Source organism: Streptacidiphilus sp. EB103A, from assembly GCF_041261405.1.
Lineage (GTDB): Bacteria > Actinomycetota > Actinomycetes > Streptomycetales > Streptomycetaceae > Streptacidiphilus.
Genome location: NZ_JBGCAQ010000006.1, coordinates 101,815 through 127,475, shown reverse-complemented (window position 1 = coordinate 127,475; position 25,661 = coordinate 101,815). Strand labels below are relative to the sequence as shown.

Below are 25,661 nucleotides of genomic sequence, written 5' to 3'. Positions count from 1 at the left end.
GTGGCACCCCCACTGGCGGCGCCATCTGCAGGCGTCCTGACTGCGGGGGCGCTCGCCGCGGCCAGGGCCACCGCGGTGGTACCCGCCTTCGGCAGGTTTACCGCCGGCACCTGGTATCGCTGGTTCCTAGGGGTGGGTGCTGGGCTGGCCTTGGCCGGGGTATCGCTGCGCGGTACCGGTGTCATGGACGCCAGGGGTGTCTGCGGCGGGCTCCACACCTGACCGGCGGTCACCGCCGCCGCCAGGGCAATGCCCGGCATCATCAAGGCCGCAAGCCCCGCCAGTGCGGCAAGCGCCGCAATGCGGATCGCCCCTGCGCGCAGCCGATGCGTCCAACGGTGACGGACATGCCTGTACGGACCCACGGTTCCCCCCGCGACCCATGGTGCGGCTACTGCCACACGGACAAAAGGAATCTAGAGCCGCACGTCAACTCGGGGAACAGGGCCCACACAGCACATACGCCGCACGCGCACATTCAGATCACAGCAGAGTGGTCCAAACCATGACACGGTCATGATGTGACCTCCGTCACAGAGCCATTGTCGGGTTGGGGCTGCTGGTTACGGTGTGGCGCGCGATCGTCGCGATCGCGTCACGCACCGGAGGGGGAAGGCCCATGGGGGGCAGGTTCAGCACGACCGCACCACGCCACAGCCGCATTCACAGAAAACTGGCCAGCACACTGGCCATGGCGCTGCTGGCCGTACCACTGGCCGCCATCGCGCCCAGCACCGCGCACGCGGACAGCACTCCGCCCCCAGCACCGCCCGCGGTCACCGACCCAGAAGCGATCGCCTCGGCCCAGGCCCAGGCCAGCGGAACCCCGGTGGTCGTCGGCGCCGACACCACCGCCTACGCGCAGACCACTGCAAACCCCGACGGATCCCTGACACTCACCGACAACTCAGTGCCGCAACGCGCACCGGCGCCCGGCGGGGGCTGGACTGCGGTGGACACCACCTTGCAGCGCCTGAGCGACGGAACCGTGGCACCGGGCGCGGTCCTGTCGAAGGTGGCCTTCTCCGGGGGCGGCACCGGAGCACTGGCAACCCTGACCGACGCCAACGGCCGCAGCCTGTCCCTGTCATGGCCCACCGCGCTGCCTAGCCCCACTCTATCAGGCGCAAAAGCCACATACGCCTCAGTTTTCCCCGGGGTCAACCTCACCCTGACCGCGACCGCCGAAGGCGGCTACACCGAGCAGTTGATCGTGGCCGACGCGACCGCCGCGGCCAACCCGGCCCTGCAGGACATCCACTTCACCGCGGCGACCAATGGCCTGACGCTGCGAAAGAACAGCGCCGGGAACCTGGAGGCCGACGATACCAACGGGCAGGCCGTCTTCGCCGCACCCACCGCCACCATGTGGTCGACGCCCGCAGCGGGTACCAGCACCAGCATCCTGGCATCATCAGGGGCGGCAGCCGCGAAGACCTCCGTGCAGGCCCAGGCCGGCGCGGCCGCCGGTACGGGAGCCGACGCCAGCACCGCCACCCCGGTGGGCCTGAGCGTGACCGGCACCAGCGTGGACCTCACGCCGCCCGCCGCAGCCCTGACCGGTGCCGGGGTGACCTACCCCGTGGTGATCGACCCCCCGCTGAGCCCCGCAGCCGGCACCCAGGCCTGGACCTGGATCTCCAAGGTCAACTCCGGTACCAGTTACTGGAAGGGCACCAACAACACCCACGACACCTACGGTCGCGTCGGCTTCGACGACTGGTGCTCGGATGGCACCAGCGGCTGCACCGCATTCGGCGTCACCCGCAGCATGTTCCAGATGGGCTCGATCTCCGCCCTGCACGGCAAACACGTCACCGCCGCCACCTTCTCCGTCACCGAACAGGGCGCCACCTCCTCCTGGTCGGGCACCCGGCAGATGGACCTCTACACCACCAACCTGATCGACCAGTCCACCACCTGGAACAGCACCCCGAGCCCCGGCGCCACCATCGCCAACGCCCAGTTCCCCACCCTCAACAGCAGCACGCAGCAGGGGATGAACTTCACCGGCAGCGCCCTGACCCAGGTCATCGCCGACGACGCCGCCTCCTCATCAACGATCAGCAACCAGACCTTCGGACTGCGCGCCGACAACGAGGGCGACGACACCGCCTACCGCTACCTCATCGGCGGCGGCGCCACTCTGGCGGTCACCTACTGGTCCACCCCCAACGTTCCCAGCAGCCTGTCGGTCACCAACGGAACCAAGACCCTGCCCTGCGGAGGATCCACCGACACCGCCGCCCCCGGCTACTGGATCAGCGGCTCCGACAGCCGCAGCATCACCCTCAACGCCTCCATCAACAGCCCCGACGTCGGCTACCAGGTCACCAGCAACTTCTGGACCGACAAACTCAAGCCCACCGCTGGCTCCTGGATCAACAGCGGCGGAGAGACCATCACCTCCCAGTCCACCCCGCAGCCCACCCACCTGACCCTCAGCCTCGCCGACGGCGACTCCTACGCCTGGGGCGCCACGGCCACCGACCAGACCGGCCAGTACACCAGCTCCGGCGCACCCAGCAGCACCGGCGCCTGCTACTTCAGCGTCGACTTCACCGCACCCACCCAGCCCACCATCGGAACCGTGACCCTGCCCACCGGCACCGGGGGCGCCTCCGGGTCCCTCAAGGTCTCCGCGACCGACCCCGGAACCTACCCCTCGGGAGTCGACCACTTCGCCTACAACATCAACGGCACCTCGCTGACCTCCGGCGGCCACGGCGAAGCCACCGCCGCCGCCAGCAGCGGGGCCGCCACCATCCCCCTGTCGGGAGACCACTGGGGCACCAACTGGGTCTGGATCTCCACCTTCGACGTCGCCGGCAACCAGTCCCAGCCCATCCACTACGCATTCTACCTGCCCGAGACCAACTACACCCCCGGCACCAGCGGCGACCTGGACGGCGACCACAAACCCGACCTCGCCGCCATCGACACCGCCGGCAACGTCCGCGTCTTCTCCAACCCCCAGGCCAACAACCCCGGCAGCGGCAGCATCCTGATCCCCGCCACCCAGGCCCCCAACCAGGTCAGCTTCAGCGGCGCCCTGCTGGCCCACAACGGCTCCTTCAGCGGACAGTACTGCGATGACCTGATCGTCATTCAGAACGGCTCCCTCGCCGTGGACCTGAACAACAACTGCGCCCCGGCCCCGAGCAACACCTGGAGCCTGGGATCCGGACAGGCCCGCCCTGGCCTGATCACCGGCGACACCACCAACTACAACGCCACTGACTGGTCCTCGGTGCGCCAACTGGTCGCCCTGCCCCCCACAGCGGCCACGCACAACAAGCCGGCACTGATCACCCTGGAGAACGACAACGGCGTCTGGACCATGTGGGAGTTCACCTTCCTCAGCGCCGGAATCTACAACGCCACCCTGCTCGCCACCGACACCACCACCAGCCACTACCTGTCCGGCCTCACCCTCATCTCCCCCGGAAACATCAACGGCACCCCCGCCCTGTGGGTCCGCAACAAGACCGACGGATCCCTCACCGAGTACCTGAACATCGAGGCCGACACCACCGCCACGCTGCCCGCCGCCACCACCATCGCCGCCAGCGGATTCCGCCTCGGCCAGTACACCGCCGTGGTCTCCGACGGCCCCGTGGACCAGAGCATCAACCCCGTCCTGTGGGCCACCACCCGCATCGGCCAGCTCACCCAGATCCCCACTACCGTGAACGTCACCACCGGCGCCACCACCACCGGAACCCCCGTCCCGGTCACCGACCGGGGCTGGGCCACCACCCTGCAGACCCTCGAAGGCACCTACCCGCAGCACCCCACCAGCGCCATCGGCGTCTTCAACCCGACCACCGCCGTCTTCTCACTGGACAACACCAACACCACGGCCACCGACAACACCGACGTCCACTTCGGCAACCCCGGTGACATCCCCCTGGCCGGCGACTGGAACGGTGACGGCATCGTGACCCCCGGCGTCTACCGCCCTGGCAACCAGACCTTCTACCTCTCCGACTCCCTCACCTCCGGCACCGCCGACCACACCGTCAAGTACGGCAACTCCGGCGACATCCCCATCGTCGGCGACTGGAACGGCGACGGCACCGACACCATCGGCCTCTACCGCCCCGGCAACGAAACCTTCTACTTCGCCAGCTCCAACGACACCGCAACCACCGACCACTCCGTCCAGTTCGGCAACTCCGGCGACACCCCCATCGTCGGCGACTGGAACGGCGACGGCACCGACACCATCGGCGCCTACCGCCCCAGCAACCAGGTCTTCTACTTCGCCAGCTCCAACGACACCGCAACCGTGGACCACTCCGTCAAGTACGGCAACCCCGGCGACACCCCCCTCATCGGCGACTGGAACGGCGACGGCACCGACACCATCGGCCTCTACCGCCCCGGCAACGACACCTTCTACATCAACAACACCACCACAACCAACACCACCGACCACTTCGTCGTCTACGGCGCGACCGGCAACGTCCCCGTCATCGGCGACTGGACCGGCCAGTAACGGCCCACACCGAAAACCGGCCTGAGCCGCCCTCTCAACGAAAAGGCGGCTCAGGCAAAGTTCAGCCACCTCCAAGCCTTCAACTACGCGCTGACCCCAACCAGTTCACCGCCCTCAACCAGCAGATCCAGTAACCTCCAGCCCAGTCCCCACACGGTGGTGCGGCCAAGCCCCGACCTGGCCGCACCACCGCACACTTCGCCAAGGAACCCCGACCATGAGCAGCACGCCGGGCCGTCATGCCCGTCCCCGTATCCCGTTGTTGCGCCGGTCTGCGGCCGCCTCGACCACGGCCGTGACCTTGGGTGCGTTCGCGGCCGCGACCCTGCTGTCCGCCGGCTCCGCCCAGGCCGCCACCCACAGCACGACCCACACGATCAAGGCGGGTGGCACCCTGTCAGGGATCGCCGCCCTGGAACACACTCCCGGCGGGTGGCCCGCGATCGCCCGGCTCAACCACCTCACCGCGCCCTACGTCATCCACCCGGGCCAGAGCCTGCTCCTGCCCCCCGGCGCCGTCGCCGGCAACGGCGGCATGTCCTTCCCCGTCCCCGTCACCCTCGGCAACGCCCTCCAAGTGATCACCGTCAAAGCCACCGGCAGCTACGCCACCGTCACCGCCTGGCAGCACCAGGGCCACAGCTGGATCCCGCGGTACACCACCACCCAGGCCCGCGTCGGCGCCAACGGCATCACCGACGGCACCACCCGCCACCAGGGCACCGACACCACCCCCACCGGCACCTACACCATCACCCAGGGCTTCGGCGTCGGCGCCAACCCCGGCACCAAAATGCCCTACCACCAGGTCACCAGCGCCGACTGGTGGGTCGAGGACCCCCAGTCCCCCTACTACAACCAGATGCGCACCGCCGCCCAAGGCGGCTTCCCCCTGACCGAAACCGGCGACCTCGGCAGCGAACACCTCATCAACTACCCCACCCAGTACCACAACGCCCTGGTCATCAACTACAACATGAACCCCGCCGTCCCCGGCCGCGGCGCCGGCATCTTCCTCCACGACCTCGGCCCCCAGGCCGGCCCCACCGCAGGCTGCGTCGCCCTCCCCGCCACCGTCATCACCCAGATCATGCAATGGATCAACCCCGCCCAACACCCCATCATCGCCATCGGCTGACAGCACTCAAGGCTCGCCGTACGAGCCGGGCCGGAGGACCCACCTGCGCACGACCGGGTCACAGCCAGCGCGTTCAAAGGATCAGATTCGGATTCCAAGCAAGAGACGGAGGCAGCGGGGTGCGGGAGCTGCGGGGGCATCAGCGGCAGGCGGTCGACGTGGCCACGGCGGCGCTGACCGGCGGGCCGGGGCCAGGTGGTGATGGCCTGCGGTACCGGCAAGACCATAGTCGGGGTATGTGCCGCGGTCGCTTTGGCGGGCCCGAGTGGGCCGGTGCTGGTGCTAGTGCCCTCGCTGGGGCTGCTGGCGCAGACGGTCCGGGCCTGGCGCAAGGACGCCAGGGTCGCGCTGAGCGTGCTGGCGGTGTGCTCCGACGGCACCGACGAGCACAGCGCGGACAACGACCCCGACGCGGTTCAGGTGCGTGAGCGGGGCCTGGAGGTGACCACCGCGGTGGAGCGGATCACCGCATTCCCGGCTGCCGAGTCGGCCGGCGGGGTGCTGCGGGTGGTGTTCGCCACCTACCACTGCGCCCCGCGCCTGGCCGAGGCCTTCGCGGCGGACCCGGGGCTGCGCCCGTTCGCGGTGGGGCTGAGCGTTCGACCGAAAGGCGTCATCTTGCGCGGAGTGCGGACGGAGGCGCCAGTTGCCCTACGATCAGGTGCCGGAAGTTCTGGGTGCCGGGTAGGGCACACACCTGCGACAGGGTTCTAGCTTCCTCCACCCCCTTGACCTGGACTTATTCAGTCCACCTCAGGCGCGTCTCACGGTCGCCAAATCGCGGGATACACGCGATCATGGCATTGACCTGTGCCTTTACGTCACAGGATGTGTGCCCTAGGCAGGATTCGAACCTGCGACACCGGCTTTAGGAGAGGCGCAACACCGGTTCGCCGACCTGGGGCGATCTTCTACACCCGCCACTTGAGCTGGATCGGGGTCCGGATAGTGCGGATAGTGTCACATGATCCACTACTGCACATCCAGTGATCCACTCCAGATCGGCACCAGATTGATCTTGGAAACCTGCTGGTCATCCTGCCCGCCACGACCCTCCCGCCCCCAGGAACGAGACCGGCCGCCCGTCGGCCATGGGGGGCCGGCGGGCGGCCGGAGATCATAGTTGATCACATAACCCTGATCTTTCAGGGTGACAGATGATCATGAGTTAGTCACGGTTAGCGGTGTGTCAGCCGATCTGCCCGACTGGGCCCTAGCCCAGCGCCGCGCGGTTGGCGACCGAATCCGCCAGCTGCGCGTTGAACGCGATATCGCTCAGGACGCGCTCTCCGTCGGCGTCGGGCTCGGCAAGGACGCAGTCTTCCGGGCCGAGAACGCTTCGAACGCGCTCACCCTCGACACGCTGCTACTGATCGCCAACGGCCTCGGTGTAGCGCCCTCCGTGCTCTTCGACGACATTCCGCGCGGCCCTGGCCTTGGATGAGCAGTCCCCCGCTGCACCCCGTTGGTCAGCCGGACCAGGTCCGCGGCTGATCGGCCGTCACCCGCTTGCGCAGTCCAACACACTCCGGATGTCGCACCACCACGTGACCCGGGCCCGACTCGCTGTGAATCTCGGCGACAACAACGCCCCTCGCCGTCCATCTGTCGCAGTAGCTGCAGTAGCCCGGGGCAGCGGGCGGCTCGGCCTGCTCGCTCATGCCGTGTCACTCTCGTCATGGCATGGACACACGCACGGCACTGCCATCCAGCCCAGGACCGGATGCTGATAGCCCGGGGCATTGCAGGCAGGGTGTCCGTACTCGAAGTCGGGGTAGACCAGCCCAGTTGAGCACGATGGCGTCACGTACCCGGACGGGACGAACCGCTCAGCCGGAGGGATATATCGGTTCACCGCTCGGCTCCTAGGTGGTCCGGACATGCAACGACGGCCCACGGGAGACGAACGCCCGGCCGGGTCTCCGTCTCGACGTAGCCGTTGCGCTCCAGCGGCCCGTCCTCGGTGCCGCACCGAACGCAGGCACGGGCATGGAGTTGGGCGTCGGTGTAGGTCACCGCCTGCTGCGTCTGGGACATGGGGCCTCATCGCGTCGCTGAGTTGCAAAGCCACCACTGTGTGTGGCGAGTTGTTCAATCGTGGCGTGACGCAACACGGGCCGCCACCAACCAAATCCCCACTCCGGGCCAACTTTCCCACCACTTAGCCCATGTGTGCCCTGGCGCAGAACTCAAGAACTGGGACACTCAGATTCATGCCACCCCAACTGAACGGCCGCCCGGCAACCGAGTCCGACCTCATCCCTCTCGGACTGGTCAACTACGGCCACTTCACCTCGATGCGCGTCGATGACGGGCATGTACGAGGCCTGTCCCTCCACCTGGACCGATTGGTCGACAACTGCGCCGAGGTCTTCAACAGCCCTCTGGATCGCGAACAGACCCTGGCGCTGATCAGAGACGCCGCCACCGATGATGGTCGCGGCCCCACTGGTTCCTTCACCATTCGCGTCACCGTCTATGACCCTGACCTTGAAATGGGCCACCCCGGACTCGATGCGCACCCGCAGGTTCTCGTCACAACCAGGCCGGCCGGAGGGGTGATGCCGCCGCTGACCGTGGCCTTGGCCGAGTACCAACGCGAGGTGCCCTCGGTGAAGCACATCGGGCTGATGGGCACCATCTACTACCGCCGCAAGGCCCAGCGCGCCGGCTTCGGGGACGTCCTGTTCGCCGGGGCCGATGGGCTGATTAGCGAAGGCGCAACCTGGAACATCGGATTCGTCAACGGTGCCGGCGAGGTCGTGTGGCCCAAGGCCGACGTACTAGACGGCGTCACCATGCGGCTCCTCCAGGAGAACAGCGACCACACAGTGGCACCGGTCTCCCGCACGGAACTGGGCGACATGGCTGCCGCGTTCGCGACGAACACGAGCGTCGGAGTGCGGCCCATCAGTCGCATTGGAACGATCGAGTTCGACGACCAGCACCCCACCCTGACGGCGCTCAGTGCCGTCTACGCGGCTATCCCCGGCGAGCGGCTGCTCTGAGGAGACCGAGATGACGGGGACTCTGGTCACCGAGTGGACCGGACGCGAAACCAGAGCGCTGCGCGTCGCCCTGCGGATGACCGTTACAGACTTCGCCAAGTCACTCCAGGTCTCCACCAACATGGTGGGGCGTTGGGAGCGAGGCGGCGAAGAGACGCGCATCCGCATGGGCAACCAGCGCGTCCTCGACACCATGCTCCAGATCGCGTTACCCGACGTCCAAGCCCGCTTCAACGCCCTGGTTGACCGCGGCCTCGCAGGCATGTCGGCAGACGAGGCCCAACCCACCTCCCTGGACGAGCAGCGACGCCACCCCAGAGACGGGCGCCTCATGCTGCATGTGCCCGCAGGGCGGTTCCTCGCTGGCGACGATGGCCGCTCCCTGCATGTGGCGGACTTCTGGATCGACACCTTCCCCGTCACCAACCGGGACTACGCGGTCTTCGTGGCCGCGGCCGGCGCGAAGCCGCCGTACCACTGGGAGGGCGGACGATGTCCGGAGGCCCTGGCTGACCATCCGGTGGTGTACGTGGACTGGCACGCTGCGGCCGCGTACGCCCAGTGGTGCGGCAAGGCACTACCGACAGCAAGGCAGTGGGAGAAGGCGGCCAGGGGCCAGTCGGGGAGCGTCTATCCCTGGGGCAATGGGACTTCGCCCGCGAAGTGCAATGTGCGCGAGTCCGGGATCAAGGCGACAACGCCAGTGGGCCGTTACCGCTCCGGAGTGAGCCCCTACGGGGTGTTCGACATGTGCGGCAACGCGTGGGAGTGGCTGTCCTCGGCGTCGGAGATAGGCCGCTACGAGCTGCGAGGCGGCGCGTGGACGTCACCGTTCGACCGGTGCGCGCCAGCAAGGGTCAACGATGCGGCCGCGACCATGAGCGACGACGACACGGGTTTCCGGTGCGTGGCCTCCACTCTGGACGACAGCCGCGCGTCAGCGCAGTAGTGAGCTGGCGATCCATGGGTCAGGGTGTGCCGCTGCCTGGGAAGCGGTCGTTGAGGTGGCGGAGGCCGACTTCGAGGCGGTTGATGGCGTCGCGGGTGGTGGAGCCGCCGTTGGTGTGGTGCTCGGCTTCGATGCGCGCGGTGCGGTTCTCGATGCTGCGGAGCCGCTCAGCGAGTCCGGGGCTGTTGTCTTCGGGGTCCAGGAGCCGGGCGACGCGTTCGATGACGTCAGTCATCCGATGCAAGCGCCGGTCGGCTTTCACCAGCCAACTCGCGATGGCGAGGGTGGCCAGCACCGCCGCGGCAATGCTCCCGTACAGCGTGACGGCGCTGGTCATATCTCTCCCTCGGGGCTGGCTGGTGGGGTCAGGCGACGGTGAAGTTGTGCGCCGTGCCGAGCTTGGTCAGGGAGGCCTGGCCGGGGATGCCGTTGGCGGCGGTGCCGGTGTAGCCGTCGCGGCGCTGCAGCGCGGCGTAGGCGGTGACCGTGGCGGTGCCGAAGGAACCGTCCGCCCAGCGCTTGTCGAGGAGGCCCTCGGCGACCAGGGCGTTCTCGACGACCAGGACCTCGGCCTTGTAGGTGGTGTGGCCCTGCGCGGCGCCGGGGTCGGCGTGGGCTGCGGCGATGACGTGGGCCAGGTGCACGACGGGCTTGGCCGGGGTCGGGGCGGGGGTGGTGGGGTCGGCCCAGGCCCGCAGGGCGGCGGTGGTCGGGAAGTTGGCCACGTCGTGGTCGATCCCGCCGTTCTCCGAGTACTGGTGGAACAACCACGGGTGCTTCACGTCGGGGTTGCCGGGGGCGGCGTTGGGGTCGGCGATCCACAGGCCGTCGCCGCAGTCGGAGCTGGTGTCGTGGTTGATCCAGAAGTCGCGGTTGCAGTACAGCACCACCTTGTGGCCCGGGCGCAGGCGCTTGACCTCGGCGAGGAACTCATCCTTCTCGGCCGAGGTCGCGCGGGTGCCGGCCTCGGTGGTCTCCCAGTCGCAGCCCAGGACGTCGCCGGCCATCGAGGCGGCCTTGGCAACGAAGTATGCGGCCTGGGCGGCGATGTTGCCCGGCCAAAGGAAGTGGTAGAACCCGACGACCAGGCCGTTGCCGCGGCCGTGTTCGGCCTGGGCGGTCTGCTCGGGGTTGACGTAGGTGGTGCCCTCGGTGGCCTTGGTGAACAGGAACGACAGCCCGTTGGTGTTCGGGGTGGCGCCCTGGAAGTCGGAGACGTCGATGCCTTGCACGGTCATGGTGTTCATCCTTGTCGATGGCTGGGTCAGGGGGTGGCGAGGGAGCGCAGGCTGCCGGCGAAGAAGGAGCCGCTGGCGATGGTGGACAGGGTGCTGCCGCTGAGCTGGTCGAACGCCATGCCGATAACGTCGCCGACGTTGCAGGGGACGCCGATGGCGAAGGTGGGCTGACCGCTGTTGCCGGTGGCGGGAGGCGCGGCGTACAGCATCAGCGCGGCGTTGATCGTCGCCGCGTTCTGCTGTATCGATGGGGCCCGCCACCCGGTGGCGTTGGCGGCGAACTGCACGGCGCCGTAGAAGTCCCAGATCCCGGCGTACGGCACCACATAGCTGAACGGGGTGACGGCCGACAGGCCGCCGTCGGAGTCGTGGATCACGGTCTCGCAGGTGATCACCGTGGTGGTGCCGCTGACGATGGACTGGGCGGTGTGCTGCTCGGCCCGGAACGAGGGCGGGTTGGCCCAGAAGTTGATCGCCGTCACCAGCTGCGTGAGCTGGGTGGACGTCAGCTCGGAGTTGGCGAGGAACGATGGCATGGTGGGCAGGGGTCTGGCGGTCACCGGTCCTCCTCAGTAGGCCAGGGTGATGCCGGGCGTATCGAGCAGCCCGAGCGTGGGTGAGTCGAGCTGGTAGGTGGGGCCCTGGGGCGCCGAGGTGGACCAGGCGAACAGGTGGGTGCCGGCCTGGATGGTCTCGGTCCAGCCCTCGACGATGTGGCTGCTGGATCCGCCGGCGCCGTAGGGGGACTGCTGGGTCCAGCCGGTGACGGCGATCAGGCCGGAGACGGTCAGCGCGAGCACCGCGTCGTACCAGGCCGCGCCGTAGCCGGGCTGCAGCGCCAGGGTGCCGGCCTCGACTGCCAGGGGTGCGGGGCGGGTGGGCGGGTTGGCGCCGCCGCCGATGGCTGCGGCGCCGAGGGAGGCGGCTTCGGCGGCGTTGAGGCTGGCGGTGGCCAGGGTCCCCTCGTAGACGCCGAACAGGGCCTGGCTGGCGGCGCCGCCGGCGGTGACGGTGACCTGGCCCTGTCCGGCTGGGGTGATGGCCATTTGGTTGTTGACGTACTGGAAGTCGTCGGCCCAGGCGGTGGCCTTGTCCAGGTCGACGGCGGCGATGGTCACTGCGGCGACGGGGTTCTGCCGCAGCGTGGAGGGTTGCAGGGTGATGCGGCCGTAGGCGTCGGCGAACAGCGGCATGAACTCGGTGCGGGCCGGCACGCGCAGGGTTTCCAGGGGGTTCTGGCCGGCGATGGCCTGGGGTCCGCACTGGTGCGCGGTGGTGCCGACGGTGACGGCGCCGCTGGTGCCGGTGGTGGGCTGTTGGGCGGGCAGGCCGTTGCCGGGCAGGAGGAAGGTGCTCATGGGGGTGGCCAGGCCGGCGTAGGAGGCCAGGCGTGCCAGGCGCAGTCCGGTCAGGTCGCCGCTGTGGCCGGTGGCGGAGGCGATCCAGGGGTTGTACCAGTCGACGTTGATGGAGTGGTCGGCGAACTGGTGCACCACCAGGTCGGAGATCGAACCGGTGTAGAAGGCGAGGGCGTTGGTGGATACGTCGGCGTTCCAGCCCTCGGCGGCGCCGATCAGGAACCGGGACTGGGCCGGGGGCGGGCTGAAGTCGGTGACGGGGTTGTTGCTGCCGAAGTAGGTGAAGGTCTGGTAGCCGTCGACGATGGTGGCGTAGTAGGACGAGGTGCCCCCGGTGGCGGCGGGGGTCTGGATCCGCACGGAGATCTGGTGCCACACGCCGTCGTTCAGCGGTGTCCTGGACAGTGGCCCCTGGAAGGCGTTCAGGGCGTAGGTGCCGCCGTTGCTGCCGGACAGGGGGGCCTGCCAGATCTCCAGGAAGCCGGCGGCGGACAGGTCGATGCCGAAGGCGTAGTTGCTGGTGGGGTCGGACCAGGACCAGATGGGCTGGTTGCCGGTGGTGGTGTTGATCCAGCAGGTGATGTGCGCGATGGCGGCCAGGGGGATGGTGCCCTGCAGGTAGCTGCCTTTGGACAGGGCGTTGGTGTTGCCGCCGCCGTTCTGCGGCAGCACTGTGCCGGAGGGGGTGAACGCGATGGTGGACTGCTGGTCGAAGCCCGGGGCGGGGGTCTTGGACCAGGTGATGCCGCTGCCGGGGCTGACGCTGAAGTTGCGCACCGTCAGGGCCTGGCGGCCGGCGGGGGCCTGGCCGCTGATGTCGGAGGCGTAGGTCGCGCCGGCGGGCTCGTGCAGCGGCCAGTAGCCGGTGATCAGCGGCGCGCCGACCGGGTCCGACAGCCACTCCGCGACGATCATGCTGGGGAGTTTCGGGGCCTGGGACAGGGGACCGAATCTGTCGGTGGCGCCCAGGGCGACGTTGCCGGTCTGCCCCTCGATCACGGTGGGCAGGTTGTTGAGGTAGCCGGTGAAGCGCCGGGACACGGTGCCGGACAGCGGCAGCAGGTCCACGCGCAGCCAGCAGCCCTTGCGGATCAGCCCGTTCCACACCCCCGACGGGTTGCCCGGGGTCCAGCGGCCGTCGGTGTTGTCGACGGTCAGGCTGCAGGTGGTGGCGTTGGCGTCGGACAGGCCGTCGGCGCGGCCGGGGTTGATGGTGATGCCCACGGTCTGGTCGACGAACCCGGTCACGTCCAGCCAGGCCGGGTTGATGGTGGCCGGGCCGTCGAAGGAGATGTAGATCTGCGCGGTGCCCGCCCAGCCGTTCAGCTGCTGGGCGAGGGTCTGCCCGGTGCCTGCCGGGACCACGGAGGCGAAGCGGCGCGGGGCGCGCGGCCTCGGGCGGCGCGGCAGCGGGCGGACCCGGGTACGGACGGCGTACGGCATGTCAGGCCACCGCCATCTTGACGGACTGCAGGGTGCCCCCGCTTTTGAGGAACTTCACCAGGATCCGGTCGATGTGCTCGCCGTTCAGGCGCAGGTCCAGGACCGCATACAGCGGGTTGCCCGGGCTGGACCCCGGCGCCCCTGCGCTGGCGTGGCTCCCGCCGGCGGTGGTGAGGGCGGCGGTCATGGCGGCCTGCATGGCGGGGATCGGGGTGACGATCTCGGGTGCGCCGGCCTCGGCGACGGTGACCGTGGTGCCGCCGGCCTTGGGCATCACCAGGCCGCCGCCGGCGAGCATCGGAATCTGCGGGATGGACACCCCGAAGGAGTCGCCGCCGATGAGCGGGACCCAGGAGGGGATGGACACGTGCAGGCCGTCGAGGTAGCCGATGGCCTGGTCGACCAGGCCAATCACGCCGTCGACCGGGCCGCGGACGATGCCGATCACGTCCTGGAACGCGGCCGACACGAAGCCCTTGATCGCGCCGAAGCTGTTCTGGAACCCTGTCTCCAGCCAGTGCACGGCGTTGACCACAGGCGTGATGAAGATCGCCGTGAACAGGTGGGCGCCGGTGGCGAGCCAGCCGGGGATGTCCCGGGTGAAGATCCGCTCGAAGAAGGAGACGCCGGCGGTGAAGCCGCGGTCCAGCAGGTGCAGCGCGTTGACCGCGGGGGTGACGAACACGGCCTCCAGGGCGTGCTCGCCGTCGTGGAACCAGGCCGGGATGTCCTTGGTGAAGATCCGATTGAAGAAGCCAACGCCGGAGGTGAAGCCGCGGTCCAGGAAGTGCACCGCGGCCAGCGCGGGGTCCACGAAGACGGCCTCGAAGACTGCTTCCGTGTCGTGCCAGATGTCGCCGAGGAAGTGCTGGACCTGCTTCCAGTGGGTGACCAGCTCGGTGACACCGACGATGATCATTCCGACGCCGGGCAGCAGCGCGGCGACGAAGATCTTCCAGTGGTCCTTGACGAAGTCGAAGCCCTGGACGAACGCGTGTTCGACCGTGCCCCAGTGGTGGACCAGCTCCATGAAGCCCCAGGCCAGGGCGGCCACGACGGCGATCACGGCGACGAAGGGGGCGGCGGCGATGGCTGTCTCGACGGCGGCCGCGCCCATGGCGGTCACCACCCCCCATAGCGAGGGCAGCAGGACGGCGGCGATCCCGATGCCCAGCGCCTCGGCGACGGTCTTGTGGTGGGTCAGCCAGCCCACGACGGTCCCGGCGCCGGCTGCGACCAGGGTGAAGCCGCCGACCAGGTCCTTGACCGCGGGCAGCAGCGCGGTGCCGATCTTGATGCCGGTGGTCTCGACGACCTGCTTGGCCTGGTCCATCTTGAAACTGAGGGTGTCGGTGACGGTCGACCAGCCGGTGATCTGGTCGCCGGTGGTCCGGCCGGCTTCGCCGATGTGCTTGACGTTGGCGGCGAACGTGGCGGAGTTCTCGCCGGTGAGCATCAGCGAGGTGTTCAATCCGGTGGCGCCGCCGGTCATCTTCTCCAGCGCGGCGTTGTAGGTCTGGGCGGCGGGGCCGCCGCCGGTGAGCATGCTGTTGAAGGAGTGGGTGCCCTTGGCGGTCAGGGCGAACTGCTGCATCAGGTGCTTCTGGATCGGGTCCAGGCCCTGCAGGTCCGTCTTCCACGCCTTGCTGGTCATGCTGCCGTGCAGGTAGGCCTCGGCGACCTTCTGCAGCGAGGGGGGCATGGTGGCGATCTCGGTCTGGGCGTTCTTCGAGGCCTCCTTGGAGGCGTTGAACGCGGACATGAGCACGGTGCCGGCCGGGCCCATGTGGGAGGTGATGGCGCCGGTCAGTTCGTCCAGGGTCCCGGTCAGGCCCTTCTTGCCCAGGTTCATCGAGACGTCGGTCGCGGACAGGCCCAGGTTCTGCATCTCCTTGACCGCCACCGCGTTGGGCGCCTGCAGGGAGCGGATGGTGTTCGCGAGGTTCTGCGAGGCCTGCTGGGCCGACATGCCGTGGCCGGTCATGGTGGCCATCGCGCCGGCGACCTGGTCGAACCCGACGTGCGCCGAGGACGCCAGGGGGACCACGGCGGACATGGAGGCGCCGAGTTCCTCCATGTTGGTCTTGCCCGAAGCCACCGTGGCGGTGAGCATGTTCGTGGCCTGGGCGGCCCTGCTGGCGGGCATGTGGTAGTCGTTCAGGATGTCGGTCAGGGCGTTGGCCTCGGTGCCCAGTTCCGCGTGGCCGACCTTGGCGCCCTTGGCGGCCGCGGTCAGGACCTTCAGGCCGTCCGCGCCGTGGAACCCCGCCGACTCGATCATGAACATGCCCGAGACGAGGTGCTCGGTGCTGGTCCCGGTCTGGACGGCCAGGTCGAGCATGCCGTTCTTGACCATGCCCATGTTCTTGGACATCTCGCCCGCGCCGGTCTGCAGCGTGGCCGCGGACGCCTCGAACTTGCTGGCCATCTCCACGGTCTTCGCGCCGATGACCACCGCGGCGGCCGCGACCCCGAGCATGGGCGCGGAGACGCCCATCATCGGTTTCATCCCGGACTCGGCGGCCGCCTTCTCCTTGGCCGCGCGTTCCTCCGCGGACAGGCCCATCCGGGCGTTGCTCTCCTCGACGCTGCCGGCCATCCTCGCCGCGCCGAGCGAGACCTTCTCGAACGTCTTGGTGGCCTCCTCCAGGGCTAGGACGCGGAAGATCAGGTCTGTTGTGCCCATGCGGGGAGGCCTCCTTTCAGCTCTTGGGGGTGTTGTGGTTGTCGACCCAGCGGATCAGGGCCTCGGCCTCGGCCAGCGTCAGGTGGTCCCACTCCCAGGGGCGGATGCCGAGGAGGTGGGAGAAGAGTCCGAGGTAGCGGTCCCGGGTGTCGGCGTGGGACTCGCCTGCGGCTGCGGCTCGGACGTGGCGGGGGACGTGGGCGCCGTCGAGCCATCCGGACCCGCCGCCGGGGCCGGGGCCGGTTCGGTAGGGTCCGCGGGCTCCACCCGCTTCATCGTGGCCAGGGCCTCGCCCAGGTCGGGGTTCCAGGTCTCGAAGGGCAGCTGGGCGACGGCGTCCTTGAGCGTGCAGCCCTGCGCGGCCACGATCGAGCGCAGCGTCGCGAGCCAGAACACCGCGGCGTAGGCGAGGCTGTCCCCGGCGACCAACTCGTTGTTGAAGTCCTTGGCGTTGAGCCCGCACGCCTTCTGGATCTCCATCGCCTCGTTGAACATCAGGCGCTTGTCGTCGTACTCGTGCGTGGTGCCGTCGAGCTGGAACTGGAGCATCGCGGTGGGGTCCTTTCGGTTACGGGAGGTGTCCGGCCTGGATGGTCTCGATCGCGGTCCGCAGGGCCGCCTCGGTACTGGCGGCGAGCAGCCCTTCGTTGGCCTTGATCGTCACGTCGAAGTAGGGGTGTCCGTTCTGCTGGACCCAGGTGCCGTGGCCGAACACGGGGTGCCGCCAGCCGCGGGCCATGTTCCAGCGCTTGCCCAGCGTCACCTGCGACGGGGGCAGTTGGGAGGACCGCATGCGGAAGGTCAGGTTGGCCCGGTCCGGGCCCACGCTCACGCTGCTGCCGGTGGCGGCCGCGATCGTGGCCCGCAGCCCGGAGCGCTTCTCCGCCGAGGCGGCGGCCGTGGCCCGCTTGCTCCGGGAGCGCGAGAGCCGGTGCGCGGCGCGGGCCCTGGCGCCGGCGCCGCGGGTGCCGCCGCCGTCCTGCTTGACCGCGGCCCGGATCTGGGCGACGACCGGTTTCGCGCCGGCGCGCAGTCCCTTGCCGAGCTCCTGGCGCACGACCTTGTCCGCGCCCTTCAACTGCTGGGCCAGCGCGGCGATGTGAGCGGCTCCCTCGATGCGCACGGCCATCAGACGGTCGCGTCCGTGGTCTGCAGGATCATCGTCAGCGGCTCGTTGGCCAGGTCCCACAAAGCGACGAACGGGAAAGAGGTGTTGACGACCTCCTTCGATGCGGCGGCAGGCGAGTCGCCGTTGAGGAAGACGTTGTTCAGCACGACCTGCAGCGCGACGCCGGTCGCGGACAGGACCCCGGTGGCGGTGAACGTGAGGATGACCGTCAGCGGCGTGTCGGAGTAGAACGCGTCGGCGAAGTACGTCTTGTTCAGGAAGTCCGACATGAGCGTGCCGCTGATCGCGACCTCGGCGTTGGTGACCTGCTCGTCCTTCAGTCCCGCGTTGCCGAAGTACTGGCGGTTGGTCTTCATCTTCCGGTCCGCGGACCAGTCCAGGGACGTGACGCCGTCCACGGCGGCCGCGGCCGATGCGGTGGCCGCGCTGGTTCCGATCTGGACCTGCGCGTTGGCGAAGTCCCACGGGATCGCGGCCGCGTAGCTCGGGGTGGCCTGGGTGTAGGGGGTCTGCGTCAGGGCCGAACCCGGGTACGTCGGGTAGGAGGTGTCGATCAGCGGGTCCGCCAGGTAGCGGGCATCCCAGGACGTCGCGCACGTCAGCAGCTCGCCGGCCTTGACGGAGAACGCGAACTTGGTCGGCTTGGCGCCCAGCGCGTCGTACTGGCGCAGGACGCCGTCGACGGTGGGGATCCCGATCTGCATCGCGGCCGAGCGTCCGGCGATGGAGTTGCGGAACGTGTGGGTGTAGGCGTAGACGGGTGCGCCGGGGGTCAGCCGGGCGCCGGCGGACCAGATGCCGGTGCCGGCGGTCTGCAGGCCCGCGGCGCCGGCCGCGTAGGTGCTGCTGATCTGGTTCAGCAGCGTGGTCATGTGCGAGTTCTGGCACCAGTCCAGGGGGAAGTCGACGGTTGCCGCGCGCTCGACGACCACGCGCCGGTTGGAGACGTCGACCATGCGCCCGGCCGCCATGCCCGAGCTCTGCTTGGTGGTCTTGACCTTCTTGGGGACCACGGTGTTGGGCTCGTACCAGGTCCAGGCCGGGGACGCGAGGACCGTAGCGAACCCGGTCTCGGGGACCAGGGCCAGGGAGGAGCCGATGCCGGCGCCGACGGTGGTGATGGTCATCGCACGTCCTCAGGGTCGGCAGGCGCCGTGGTGCTGGCCGCGGCGGGTACGGGCGGTGCGACCGCTGCAGGCTGCGGCGCGGGCGCGGGCGGCGTGGGCTGTACCGCGCCGGGCGAGGCCCCGGGCACGGCTTCCGGCTCGGGCGCCGGGCGCGGGTCGGGGTCCAGCGCCGTCCAGCCGCCGGCCTCCCAGTGGTGCCATTCGTCGTCGGGCACCGTGACGGTGTCGCCGGCCGCGATGGCGACGTAGCCCAGGGTGGGCACTACGCGCTCCTCGCCGAAGTCGTTGCGGAACTGGGCCATCTGGGTCTCCTAGCTGACGGTGAGCCGGGCGCGGCACTGGACGTAGAACTGGATCAGGACGGAGGCGCCGTCCGGGGTCTGCGCCTGGTGGAGCTCCAGGCCCCCCGCCAGCTGCGCGAACAGCACCGCGCCGCCCAGCGTGCAGTCGCCCGGGGTGCCGCCGGTGCCGCGCAGCAGCGTCTCGACCTGGCGCAGCAGCACGAACGCGCCGTCCCGCAGGGGCCGCATGTCGGTGGCGCCGGACCAGTGCTCGACCGCACACAGGACGCTGTAGGTCTCGTTGCGGGAGCGGGCGCCCAGGGCGGCGAAGTCCTGGGTGCCGTTGGCGGCCGCCAGGCCGGCGCTGATCGGCGAGTAGCCGATCCAGATCCGGTCGTCCAGCACCAGCGCGGTGTCGCCGATCGGCGGGCCGTCGAAGACGTGCGCGGTGGTGCCGAAAGCGTTGCTGCAGGCGGTGACCAGGTAGTCGATGGCCGCGGCCATGCTGCTGGTGGTGATGGTCACGTCGGCTCACCTGCGCAGTGGCAGCCCGGGCAGTGGGTCGTGCTGTGGGCGGTGACGTGGGCCTTGAGGCGCAGGTGGCCCCACAGCACGCCGAGCAGGGTCGGGGCGCTGGGCGCGAAGATGTTCGGCCAGGACGGGATCCACCAGTCGGTGACCAGCCAGTGGTTGAGCCAGGCGATCATGCGATGCCTCCGGGGTCGCGGGTGCCGGGGCCGTCGAGGATTTCCAGGGCGCGGTTGGGGATCGCGTAGCCGTAGAGCATGGTCACGTCGTCCGAGGCGTAGCCCTGGGAGTTGGCGCCGGCGCCGCCGCGCTCCAGGGCCCACAGGTGCCGCAGGATGATCCGCGCAGCTAGGAGGATGTTGGGCGGCACGACCGGGCGCCCGCACCAGTACGCGATGTCGTACGGGCCGTTCCAGAACGGCAGCCCGGCCACATGCCGCAGGGTGCCGTCGGCCTTGTTGACGGTCAGCAGCGACAGGTCCCAGGTCAGGCCATAGGTCAGGACCGGGGTGATCGACAGGATCGGGTACGGCTGGGCGGCCGGCTGGAACACCGGTATCCGCCGCAGCATGATGACCTCGCTCTCCCCGGACTCCAGGTAGCGCTCGGTGACCTGCTGCACGACGATCGGCCCGCACTGCTTTTCGAGCACGAAGGTGACCGCCGCGTTGTAGGCGGCCACTTCCGACAGCAGGTTGGTGTCGGTGCTGCCGATCAGCTTCAGGGCCTGCAGGCAGTCGGCCTGCGACAGGACGGTGCCGGCCAGGGCGGGCAGCGCGTCGAACTGGTCGGCTGTGGCGCCGACACCGACCCCTGGGCCCGGGGTGCCGGTGGCCAGCCAGCGGAAGGTGTGCCGCCCGGGCTGGACGGTCTGGAAGAACGCCTGGTAGACCCCGACACTGACCAGCTGCGGCACCGGGGAGGCGGTGGTGCCGTCCGGCTGGGTGACCGTCAGGCTGATGGCCGCGGGCGCGGCCGGGTTGCCGCCGGTGTCGTACGCCGTGTAGCTGAGGACGGCCACGCCGCCCAGGTCGTAAGGCACAGCCGTCCTCCTTCCTATTCGATCCAGACCGCGCCGACGTTGGCGGTCGTGGTGGTGAGGGCGGATCCAGGAGTCAGCCGGATCCGGTAGAAGGTGCCGGGGGCCACCCACAGCGCGGTGTCGTCGGTCTCCCAGGCCACGTACATGCCGCCCTGGGGCAGTACGTAGTGGCTCTCCACCTGGCCGCTGGCTGTCCCGGCGCCCTCGGCGGTGGTGAGGACGCTGGCCGCGGTGGACGCCGTGGTGTCGGAGCCGATGAACGACAGCGGCGTCGGGTTGGCGGCTGTCGCCGTGGTGACCGCGGCGCTGAACTTCCCGGCCTGCACCAGGACCGGCTTGTCCGTGGACGTCGCCGAGTTGAAGTCGACCCACCACTTGACGATCTTGGCGGCGACGCCCGCGGGCGGCCGCAGCTCAAGGGCGGTGTACGCGGTTGAGGCAACCAGCGTTGCCGTGGTGGTGGCGACCAGGAAGTTCGGCACAGGTCAGCTCGCGGGGGTCTCGGACACAGCGGCCTCGACCGGCGCGGCCGCGGCCTCAACAGGGGCCGGCTCCTGGAGGACCGGGGCCGGGTCGGCAACTGGCGCGGGCGTGGCGTCGACGGGCGTGGCCGGCGCGTCCGGGGCGCCGTCGCCGTGCAGGGCGTCGTAGAGCGCGCCCAGGACCTCCTTGGCCTTGGTGTCGGCGGCGGCGACGTCGGTCTCGACGTGGGCGGCGACGGCGTCGATGTGGCCGTCGATGGTCACCAGCTGGCCGGAGTTGACCTGGGAGGCGATGACGGTACGGAACTCGTCCAGGACGGAGAGGAGCTTACTGGCGAGGGACACGGGAACTCCTTGGCTTGGGCTTGCGGGCTGCGGTCTTGCGGGGTGCGGCGGTCTTACGGGTGGTCTCGCGGCGGGGGTCGGCGGCCGCGGTGTCCTCGCGCTGCGGGGCCTCGGGTGTGGCCTGCGTGCGCAGTTGGCCGATCTGCCGGGTGAGGTCCTGCACGCGCCGGGTCTCGCCGGCGTCACGCGCGAACCACAGCTCGCGCTGCAGACGCCGCAGGACGTCCGAGGGCGGGCCCTCGGTCGGTAGCGGCTGGGCCGGCTTCATCCCGGCCGCCCGGGCACCATGAGCGGGGACTGGTGCTGGATGGCGATGTGCTCGTAGCAGTGCGGCACGGCGCCCTGCAGCAGGGTGATCGCGGGGCGCATCTTGGGCAGTTCGGCCTGCGGGGTGCTGGCCTGTTCGGCCTGCTTGCGCTCGATGACGCAGGGCAGGCACACCAGGCCATGGGGCTGGCTCGGGTCGTTCCACATGGGTGGCCTCCTGGGCACAGGGGGATGGGGTGGTGCTGTGTCGGGTCCGGCAGTGCCCTACCGGACCCGACACAGGTTCAGGACCGGCTCAGGACCACGTACGGCACCAGGCCGGTGGCCGGGGCGGTGATCGTGGTACCGGAGCTGGTGCCGACGGCGGGAGGGGTCCCGCCGAGCGTGGGGAGCTTGGTGACCAGCGGGAGCTGGCCGGTCAGCAGGCCCTTGAACGCGGCCGCGCCGCCGGCCATGGCGTCGAACAGGGAACCGGTGGTGGTCCAGGTCTCGACGATGGCCACGCCGAGTACGACGGGCCCGTTGCCCAAGGTCGAGGCGACGGCGTTCTGCGGGGTGCCGACGGTGGGTGCGACGACGACCGGCGCGGACAGGAGGATCTTGTTGGCGTTCGCGGTGAACGTTGTGACCGCGGACACGCCCAGGACGGTGGCGGCCGCTGCGGCGGTCGGCATCGCGGAGTAGACCACGACGAACGACGTGGCGCCGGGGGTGCCGGCCAGGGTGCCGATGCCGAAGGTGACGTAGTTGATGACGTCGCCGACCTGCGCGGGCACGGCGACCACGTACGGGACCTGGGTGGCCGCGCCGGTGACGGCGGCGGTGTTGATGTCGCCGCGCGAGATGCTGCGGCGGTAGGGCGGGTTGGGCTGCCCGTCGAGCAGCCATTCCTCGTTGTAGTCCGCGTAGCGGCCGCCGGAGAGATCCATGTCAGAACCCCTGACTCATCATGTTGAGCACGCTGTTGGCGGGCGTGGCGGAGTACTGGGTGAGGGTGGAGTACGAGACGGCCGAGCCCGCGGTAGCCACGGTGGTGGGGCCGGCGCCGGTCTGTACGGCGGTGTAGGCCTGGTACCGGTTGGGGATCGCGGCGACGTAGTTGTACAGCTGGAACCTCACCTGGAGGTTTCCGCTCAGGACCTCGGTCAGGGCGCGGGTGCGCAGGTCGCCCTCCCACAGGAACAGGTCGTTCCACAGCCCGACCACCATCGGGGTGAACACCCCGGAGCCGGCGGCGGGCGCGAACTGCCCGGCGGAGACGGTGGTGATCTGCGGGTTGGTGCCACCCGACGCGGGGAAGCTGACCGGGACGTTGGGGTCCAGGATGACCGGCAGGCCCTGGTACCAGCCGACGGGGCCCGAGGCTACGGGGCCGTCGTCGTCGACGGCGGCCTGGTTGTAGCCGATGTTGTTCGGGGTGCCCGGTACGACCAGGGGGCGGCCGGACTGGTCGACCTGGGTGAGCAGGTAGTACCAGAGCCAGGGGTGCCAGACCCAGTGCGTGGGGGGACGCAGCCGGGTGCGGGCGATCAGGGACAGCATCTGTCCCGAGGCCTGGAACACGGAGCCGTTGACCGTCGGGGTGGCGCCGCCGCCGTTGGTCCAGGTCTGGGCCGCGACGTTGTTGGTGTTCGGGATGTAGATCCCGTTGGCGTTGCTGATGACGCCGGCCGGCCAGATCCCGGGCAGCTGCCCGGCGGCGCCGGAGCCGACGAAGCACTGCCCGGACAGCTGACTGTTGTAGTCGGCGGCCAGGTCCTCGAAGATCAGCTCGTCGAAGGCGACCGGGGACTGGTCCAGCAGTTGCAGGCCGACGTCCTCCTGGCCGGCGATGGTCATCACGCGGCCGTTGACGAACGCGTCCGACATGTCGCGGCCGTTGACCGTGCCGCCGTCGGCGACCTGCGGTCCGGTCGCGGTGCCCACGGTGATCCGCGGGATGTTGATGGAGTCGGTGCCGGCCGGCAGCGGCATACCCCGCCACAGGTCCGCGAAGTCCCGGCCCGCGCGCAGGTAGGGCACCAGCTCGTCGATGAGCCACAGCGGCGGGACCAGATAGCCGCCGGCGCCGTCGGTGCGGGTCAGCGCGCGCTTCTCGAACGGGGAGACGCCCTCGCGCTGCATCAGCGCCATGGCCCGGGCCCCGGCGCGGCGCTCGGCCGGGGTACCGGTCTCGTGGGCCTGCTCGAAGGCGCGCTGGGCGGCGGCCGCGCGCCGCTCGGCACGGCCCTGCATGTCGGTGCGCAGCTCGACGGTGTGCCGGGCCAGACGCGATTCGGAGGCCTCGACACCGCCGTCACCGCGGCCCTGCTTGGCCGAGACCCGGGCCATGTCCAGGAAGTAACTGTGCCCGGACTCGCGGCCGTACACGGTGGGCTCTTCGCCGACCGTCCAGCCGGATCCGGAGCGGCGCTCGTTCTCGGCGGCGATGCCGGTGTTGCCGGACGCGGCCCGGGCGGCGGCCGCGCGCTCCTCACGCTCGGCCTGGCGGACGCGAAGCTCGATCTCCGTGTCCATCTCGGTGATGCGGGCGTCCATGCCGTCGAACTCGGTGCGCTGTTCGGGGGTCAGCCCGGTGGTCCGGGACAGGGTCTGCATCTCGCCCAGCAGGGCCTCGCGCCGGGCGCGGAGCTCCTCAAGGGGGTTTGCCACAGCAGTGGGCACAGCCACTCCTCTACGTCGATGGGTGACGTAGCCGTAGGAGTGGTGGCGGGTCGCGGGCCCGAGTCGTGCCCCCAGGTTCCGGCGGGGGTCGGGGTCGAGCGGCGCGAGTGCTCCGAGTCATCCGGCCAAACAGTCGATCAGTTCATCAGGCTAGCACCGAGGTCACGGCGCTGTACGTCAGGAACGCGCTGAGAGTGCGAGCACCCGCACCCGGGCCCGAACGGCGGCCAGGGCCTGTTCGTCGTCCTCCTCGACGATCCCCGAGGCGTCGGAGACCACGTCGTCCATGGAGCCGACGGAGGCGACCAGGCCGCCCTGGTCGTAGAGCAGGCCGCCGCACTGGTCGCAGTACCCCGCGTCCGCCGCGTTCGCGGCACCGCAGTTGGGGTCCGGGCACTGCGGCGAGCCGTCGCCGTGGGAGTCCGGGTCGTGGGCGGGCTTGCCGGAGAAGTCGGCCTGGTCGCCGTCGGCCGGCAGCGCGCGCCGCTCGGCGCCCGGGCGCTGGCCGGCCCGCCAGCCGTAGCCGTACCCGGCGTCACTGGCGCCGTTGCCGCGGCCGCCGTTGTCGGCGTCCTGGTCGCTGGAGATGTTCGCTCCGCAGCTGCTGCAGAACTTCGCGTCGTCCGCGTTCCAACTGCCGCAGGGGCAGCGCTGGGTGAGAGATTCCTCGGCGGCCGCCGCGGTGGCGGTGGCCTGGACCGCGGTGCCGCACTGGTCGCAGTACGCGGCCGCCGGGTCGTTCATGGAGTGGCACTGCGGGCACTCGGCCTCTTCGCCGGGCTTGGCGGTGTACGGGGCGGTGGGGGTGCGCGCCTCGCGCGGGCCTCCCGCGGCCAGGGCGCCGGCCTCGCTGACGGGCAGCGCGGTGGTGAGGGTCGCGCCGGCAGCGTTCGGGTTCGCGGCCCAGCACACGATGGAGACGTCGCCGCGGTGCAGCGAGACCTCGGTGATCCGCCGCTCCATGTAGTCCGGGGACCACTGCTGGCCCAGCGCGATGAACCCGATCGACATCTCGTCCATGTCACCGCGCTCCATGGCCGAGGCCAGGGACTGGACCTGCGGGGAGCGGCCGTCCAGCGAGGGGGCGTCGACGTGCAGCCCGGTGGTGTCCGCAGAGAGCGTCATGGTGCCCGAGCGGGTGCGCGCCAGGGGGATGCCGGCGACGTCGTGCCCGATCAGGAACTGCACGTCGGCCTGGTTCGCCAGAGTCCGGGTGCAGGCGCGGGAGTCCAGGACCTCGGTGTACTGGTCCCCCCACATGTCCCACATCTCGAAGGGCTGCTCGAACGTGGCCGCGTAGCCGCTGAAGCTGAACGTCTGGCCCGAGGCCGAGGACGGGTTGGCGCGGAACTCGAAGGTGGCCGGCACGGGCTGGGCCCGGCGCTGGCGCTGGCCGCGCATGGCGTCGCGGCGCTCGCGCAGCAGCTCGATCGGGGTGGCCACCACGGCGCGGCCAGTGCGGGTGTCGGGCATGG

General features: G+C 69.9%; 26 protein-coding genes. 6 read left to right on the top strand and 20 right to left on the bottom strand.

Annotated elements, in window-relative coordinates; genetic code table 11:
- Nucleotides 1–619: 619 nt before the first annotated feature.
- From ABH941_RS11650 to ABH941_RS11635, 4 genes are all read left to right on the top strand, one after another.
- Complete coding sequence (locus ABH941_RS11650; RefSeq protein WP_370128842.1) at nucleotides 620–4,501, top strand: hypothetical protein; 3,882 nt, start codon at nucleotides 620–622, stop codon at nucleotides 4,499–4,501.
- Nucleotides 4,502–4,718: 217 nt separating this feature from the next.
- Nucleotides 4,719–5,639 carry a L,D-transpeptidase family protein gene (locus tag ABH941_RS11645; RefSeq protein WP_370128841.1) on the top strand — a complete coding sequence of 307 codons (921 nt, stop codon included), beginning with the start codon at nucleotides 4,719–4,721 and terminating at the stop codon, nucleotides 5,637–5,639.
- 195 nt (nucleotides 5,640–5,834) lie between these two features.
- The gene (locus tag ABH941_RS11640) at nucleotides 5,835–6,353 is read left to right on the top strand and encodes a DEAD/DEAH box helicase family protein (protein WP_370128840.1); all 519 of its coding nucleotides are present in this window, start codon (nucleotides 5,835–5,837) and stop codon (nucleotides 6,351–6,353) included.
- Between the two features lie 472 nt (nucleotides 6,354–6,825).
- Nucleotides 6,826–7,083, top strand: coding sequence for a helix-turn-helix domain-containing protein (locus ABH941_RS11635; RefSeq protein ID WP_370128839.1), 258 nt, complete (start codon nucleotides 6,826–6,828; stop codon nucleotides 7,081–7,083).
- A gap of 407 nt (nucleotides 7,084–7,490) precedes the next feature.
- Here ABH941_RS11635 and ABH941_RS11630 read toward each other — a convergent pair whose 3' ends face one another.
- The gene (locus ABH941_RS11630; RefSeq protein ID WP_370128838.1) at nucleotides 7,491–7,676 is read right to left on the bottom strand and encodes a hypothetical protein; all 186 of its coding nucleotides are present in this window, start codon (nucleotides 7,674–7,676) and stop codon (nucleotides 7,491–7,493) included.
- A gap of 176 nt (nucleotides 7,677–7,852) precedes the next feature.
- Between ABH941_RS11630 and ABH941_RS11625 the strand changes: the two genes are divergently transcribed.
- A complete protein-coding gene (locus ABH941_RS11625; RefSeq protein ID WP_370128836.1) occupies nucleotides 7,853–8,647 on the top strand; it encodes an aminotransferase class IV family protein in 795 nt (264 codons plus the stop codon).
- A 10-nt stretch (nucleotides 8,648–8,657) separates the two neighbouring features.
- A complete protein-coding gene (locus ABH941_RS11620) occupies nucleotides 8,658–9,596 on the top strand; it encodes an SUMF1/EgtB/PvdO family nonheme iron enzyme (protein WP_370128834.1) in 939 nt (312 codons plus the stop codon).
- A gap of 19 nt (nucleotides 9,597–9,615) precedes the next feature.
- Here the strand turns inward: ABH941_RS11620 and ABH941_RS11615 are convergent, their stop codons facing one another.
- The 19 genes from ABH941_RS11615 to ABH941_RS11525 all read right to left on the bottom strand — a co-directional run bounded on the left by ABH941_RS11615 (nucleotide 9,616) and on the right by ABH941_RS11525 (nucleotide 25,659).
- Nucleotides 9,616–9,933, bottom strand: a complete 318-nt coding sequence (locus ABH941_RS11615) for a hypothetical protein (protein ID WP_370128833.1) — start codon at nucleotides 9,931–9,933, stop codon at nucleotides 9,616–9,618.
- 28 nt (nucleotides 9,934–9,961) lie between these two features.
- Nucleotides 9,962–10,834, bottom strand: a complete 873-nt coding sequence (locus tag ABH941_RS11610; protein ID WP_370128832.1) for a GH25 family lysozyme — start codon at nucleotides 10,832–10,834, stop codon at nucleotides 9,962–9,964.
- A gap of 26 nt (nucleotides 10,835–10,860) precedes the next feature.
- Entirely contained in the window at nucleotides 10,861–11,394 is a 534-nt protein-coding gene (locus tag ABH941_RS11605) for a hypothetical protein (RefSeq protein ID WP_370128831.1), read from the bottom strand.
- A gap of 9 nt (nucleotides 11,395–11,403) precedes the next feature.
- Nucleotides 11,404–13,635 (bottom strand): hypothetical protein, encoded by a 2,232-nt coding sequence (locus ABH941_RS11600; RefSeq protein ID WP_370128830.1) that lies wholly within the window; start codon nucleotides 13,633–13,635, stop codon nucleotides 11,404–11,406.
- Nucleotide 13,636: 1 nt separating this feature from the next.
- Nucleotides 13,637–16,321 carry a phage tail tape measure protein gene (locus ABH941_RS11595; RefSeq protein ID WP_370128829.1) on the bottom strand — a complete coding sequence of 895 codons (2,685 nt, stop codon included), beginning with the start codon at nucleotides 16,319–16,321 and terminating at the stop codon, nucleotides 13,637–13,639.
- 78 nt (nucleotides 16,322–16,399) lie between these two features.
- On the bottom strand, nucleotides 16,400–16,870 hold the full coding sequence (locus ABH941_RS11590) for a hypothetical protein (protein WP_370128828.1): 471 nt from the start codon (nucleotides 16,868–16,870) through the stop codon (nucleotides 16,400–16,402).
- Nucleotides 16,871–16,889: 19 nt separating this feature from the next.
- Nucleotides 16,890–17,450 (bottom strand): hypothetical protein, encoded by a 561-nt coding sequence (locus ABH941_RS11585; protein WP_370128827.1) that lies wholly within the window; start codon nucleotides 17,448–17,450, stop codon nucleotides 16,890–16,892.
- Nucleotides 17,450–18,577: a hypothetical protein gene (locus ABH941_RS11580; RefSeq protein WP_370128826.1), complete on the bottom strand. Its 1,128-nt coding sequence runs from the start codon at nucleotides 18,575–18,577 to the stop codon at nucleotides 17,450–17,452. The genes ABH941_RS11585 and ABH941_RS11580 overlap by 1 nt, the downstream gene beginning before the upstream one ends.
- Nucleotides 18,574–18,879 (bottom strand): hypothetical protein, encoded by a 306-nt coding sequence (locus ABH941_RS11575; RefSeq protein WP_370128825.1) that lies wholly within the window; start codon nucleotides 18,877–18,879, stop codon nucleotides 18,574–18,576. The genes ABH941_RS11580 and ABH941_RS11575 overlap by 4 nt, the downstream gene beginning before the upstream one ends.
- A 9-nt stretch (nucleotides 18,880–18,888) precedes the next feature.
- Entirely contained in the window at nucleotides 18,889–19,383 is a 495-nt protein-coding gene (locus tag ABH941_RS11570; protein ID WP_370128824.1) for a hypothetical protein, read from the bottom strand.
- The gene (locus ABH941_RS11565; protein WP_370128823.1) at nucleotides 19,380–19,565 is read right to left on the bottom strand and encodes a hypothetical protein; all 186 of its coding nucleotides are present in this window, start codon (nucleotides 19,563–19,565) and stop codon (nucleotides 19,380–19,382) included. Before ABH941_RS11565 ends, ABH941_RS11570 begins: the two co-directional genes overlap by 4 nt.
- Complete coding sequence (locus ABH941_RS11560; RefSeq protein ID WP_370128822.1) at nucleotides 19,562–20,428, bottom strand: hypothetical protein; 867 nt, start codon at nucleotides 20,426–20,428, stop codon at nucleotides 19,562–19,564. Before ABH941_RS11560 ends, ABH941_RS11565 begins: the two co-directional genes overlap by 4 nt.
- A gap of 14 nt (nucleotides 20,429–20,442) precedes the next feature.
- Entirely contained in the window at nucleotides 20,443–20,910 is a 468-nt protein-coding gene (locus ABH941_RS11555; protein ID WP_370128821.1) for a hypothetical protein, read from the bottom strand.
- 3 nt (nucleotides 20,911–20,913) lie between these two features.
- Nucleotides 20,914–21,255 carry a hypothetical protein gene (locus ABH941_RS11550; RefSeq protein ID WP_370128820.1) on the bottom strand — a complete coding sequence of 114 codons (342 nt, stop codon included), beginning with the start codon at nucleotides 21,253–21,255 and terminating at the stop codon, nucleotides 20,914–20,916.
- Nucleotides 21,239–21,523 (bottom strand): hypothetical protein, encoded by a 285-nt coding sequence (locus tag ABH941_RS11545; RefSeq protein WP_370128819.1) that lies wholly within the window; start codon nucleotides 21,521–21,523, stop codon nucleotides 21,239–21,241. Before ABH941_RS11545 ends, ABH941_RS11550 begins: the two co-directional genes overlap by 17 nt.
- On the bottom strand, nucleotides 21,520–21,729 hold the full coding sequence (locus ABH941_RS11540; protein ID WP_370128818.1) for a hypothetical protein: 210 nt from the start codon (nucleotides 21,727–21,729) through the stop codon (nucleotides 21,520–21,522). Before ABH941_RS11540 ends, ABH941_RS11545 begins: the two co-directional genes overlap by 4 nt.
- 77 nt (nucleotides 21,730–21,806) lie before the next feature.
- Entirely contained in the window at nucleotides 21,807–22,451 is a 645-nt protein-coding gene (locus ABH941_RS11535) for a hypothetical protein (RefSeq protein ID WP_370128817.1), read from the bottom strand.
- 1 nt (nucleotide 22,452) lies between these two features.
- Nucleotides 22,453–24,186, bottom strand: a complete 1,734-nt coding sequence (locus ABH941_RS11530; RefSeq protein ID WP_370128816.1) for a phage major capsid protein — start codon at nucleotides 24,184–24,186, stop codon at nucleotides 22,453–22,455.
- Nucleotides 24,187–24,363: 177 nt separating this feature from the next.
- Nucleotides 24,364–25,659, bottom strand: coding sequence for an HK97 family phage prohead protease (locus ABH941_RS11525; protein WP_370128815.1), 1,296 nt, complete (start codon nucleotides 25,657–25,659; stop codon nucleotides 24,364–24,366).
- Nucleotides 25,660–25,661 lie beyond the last annotated feature (2 nt).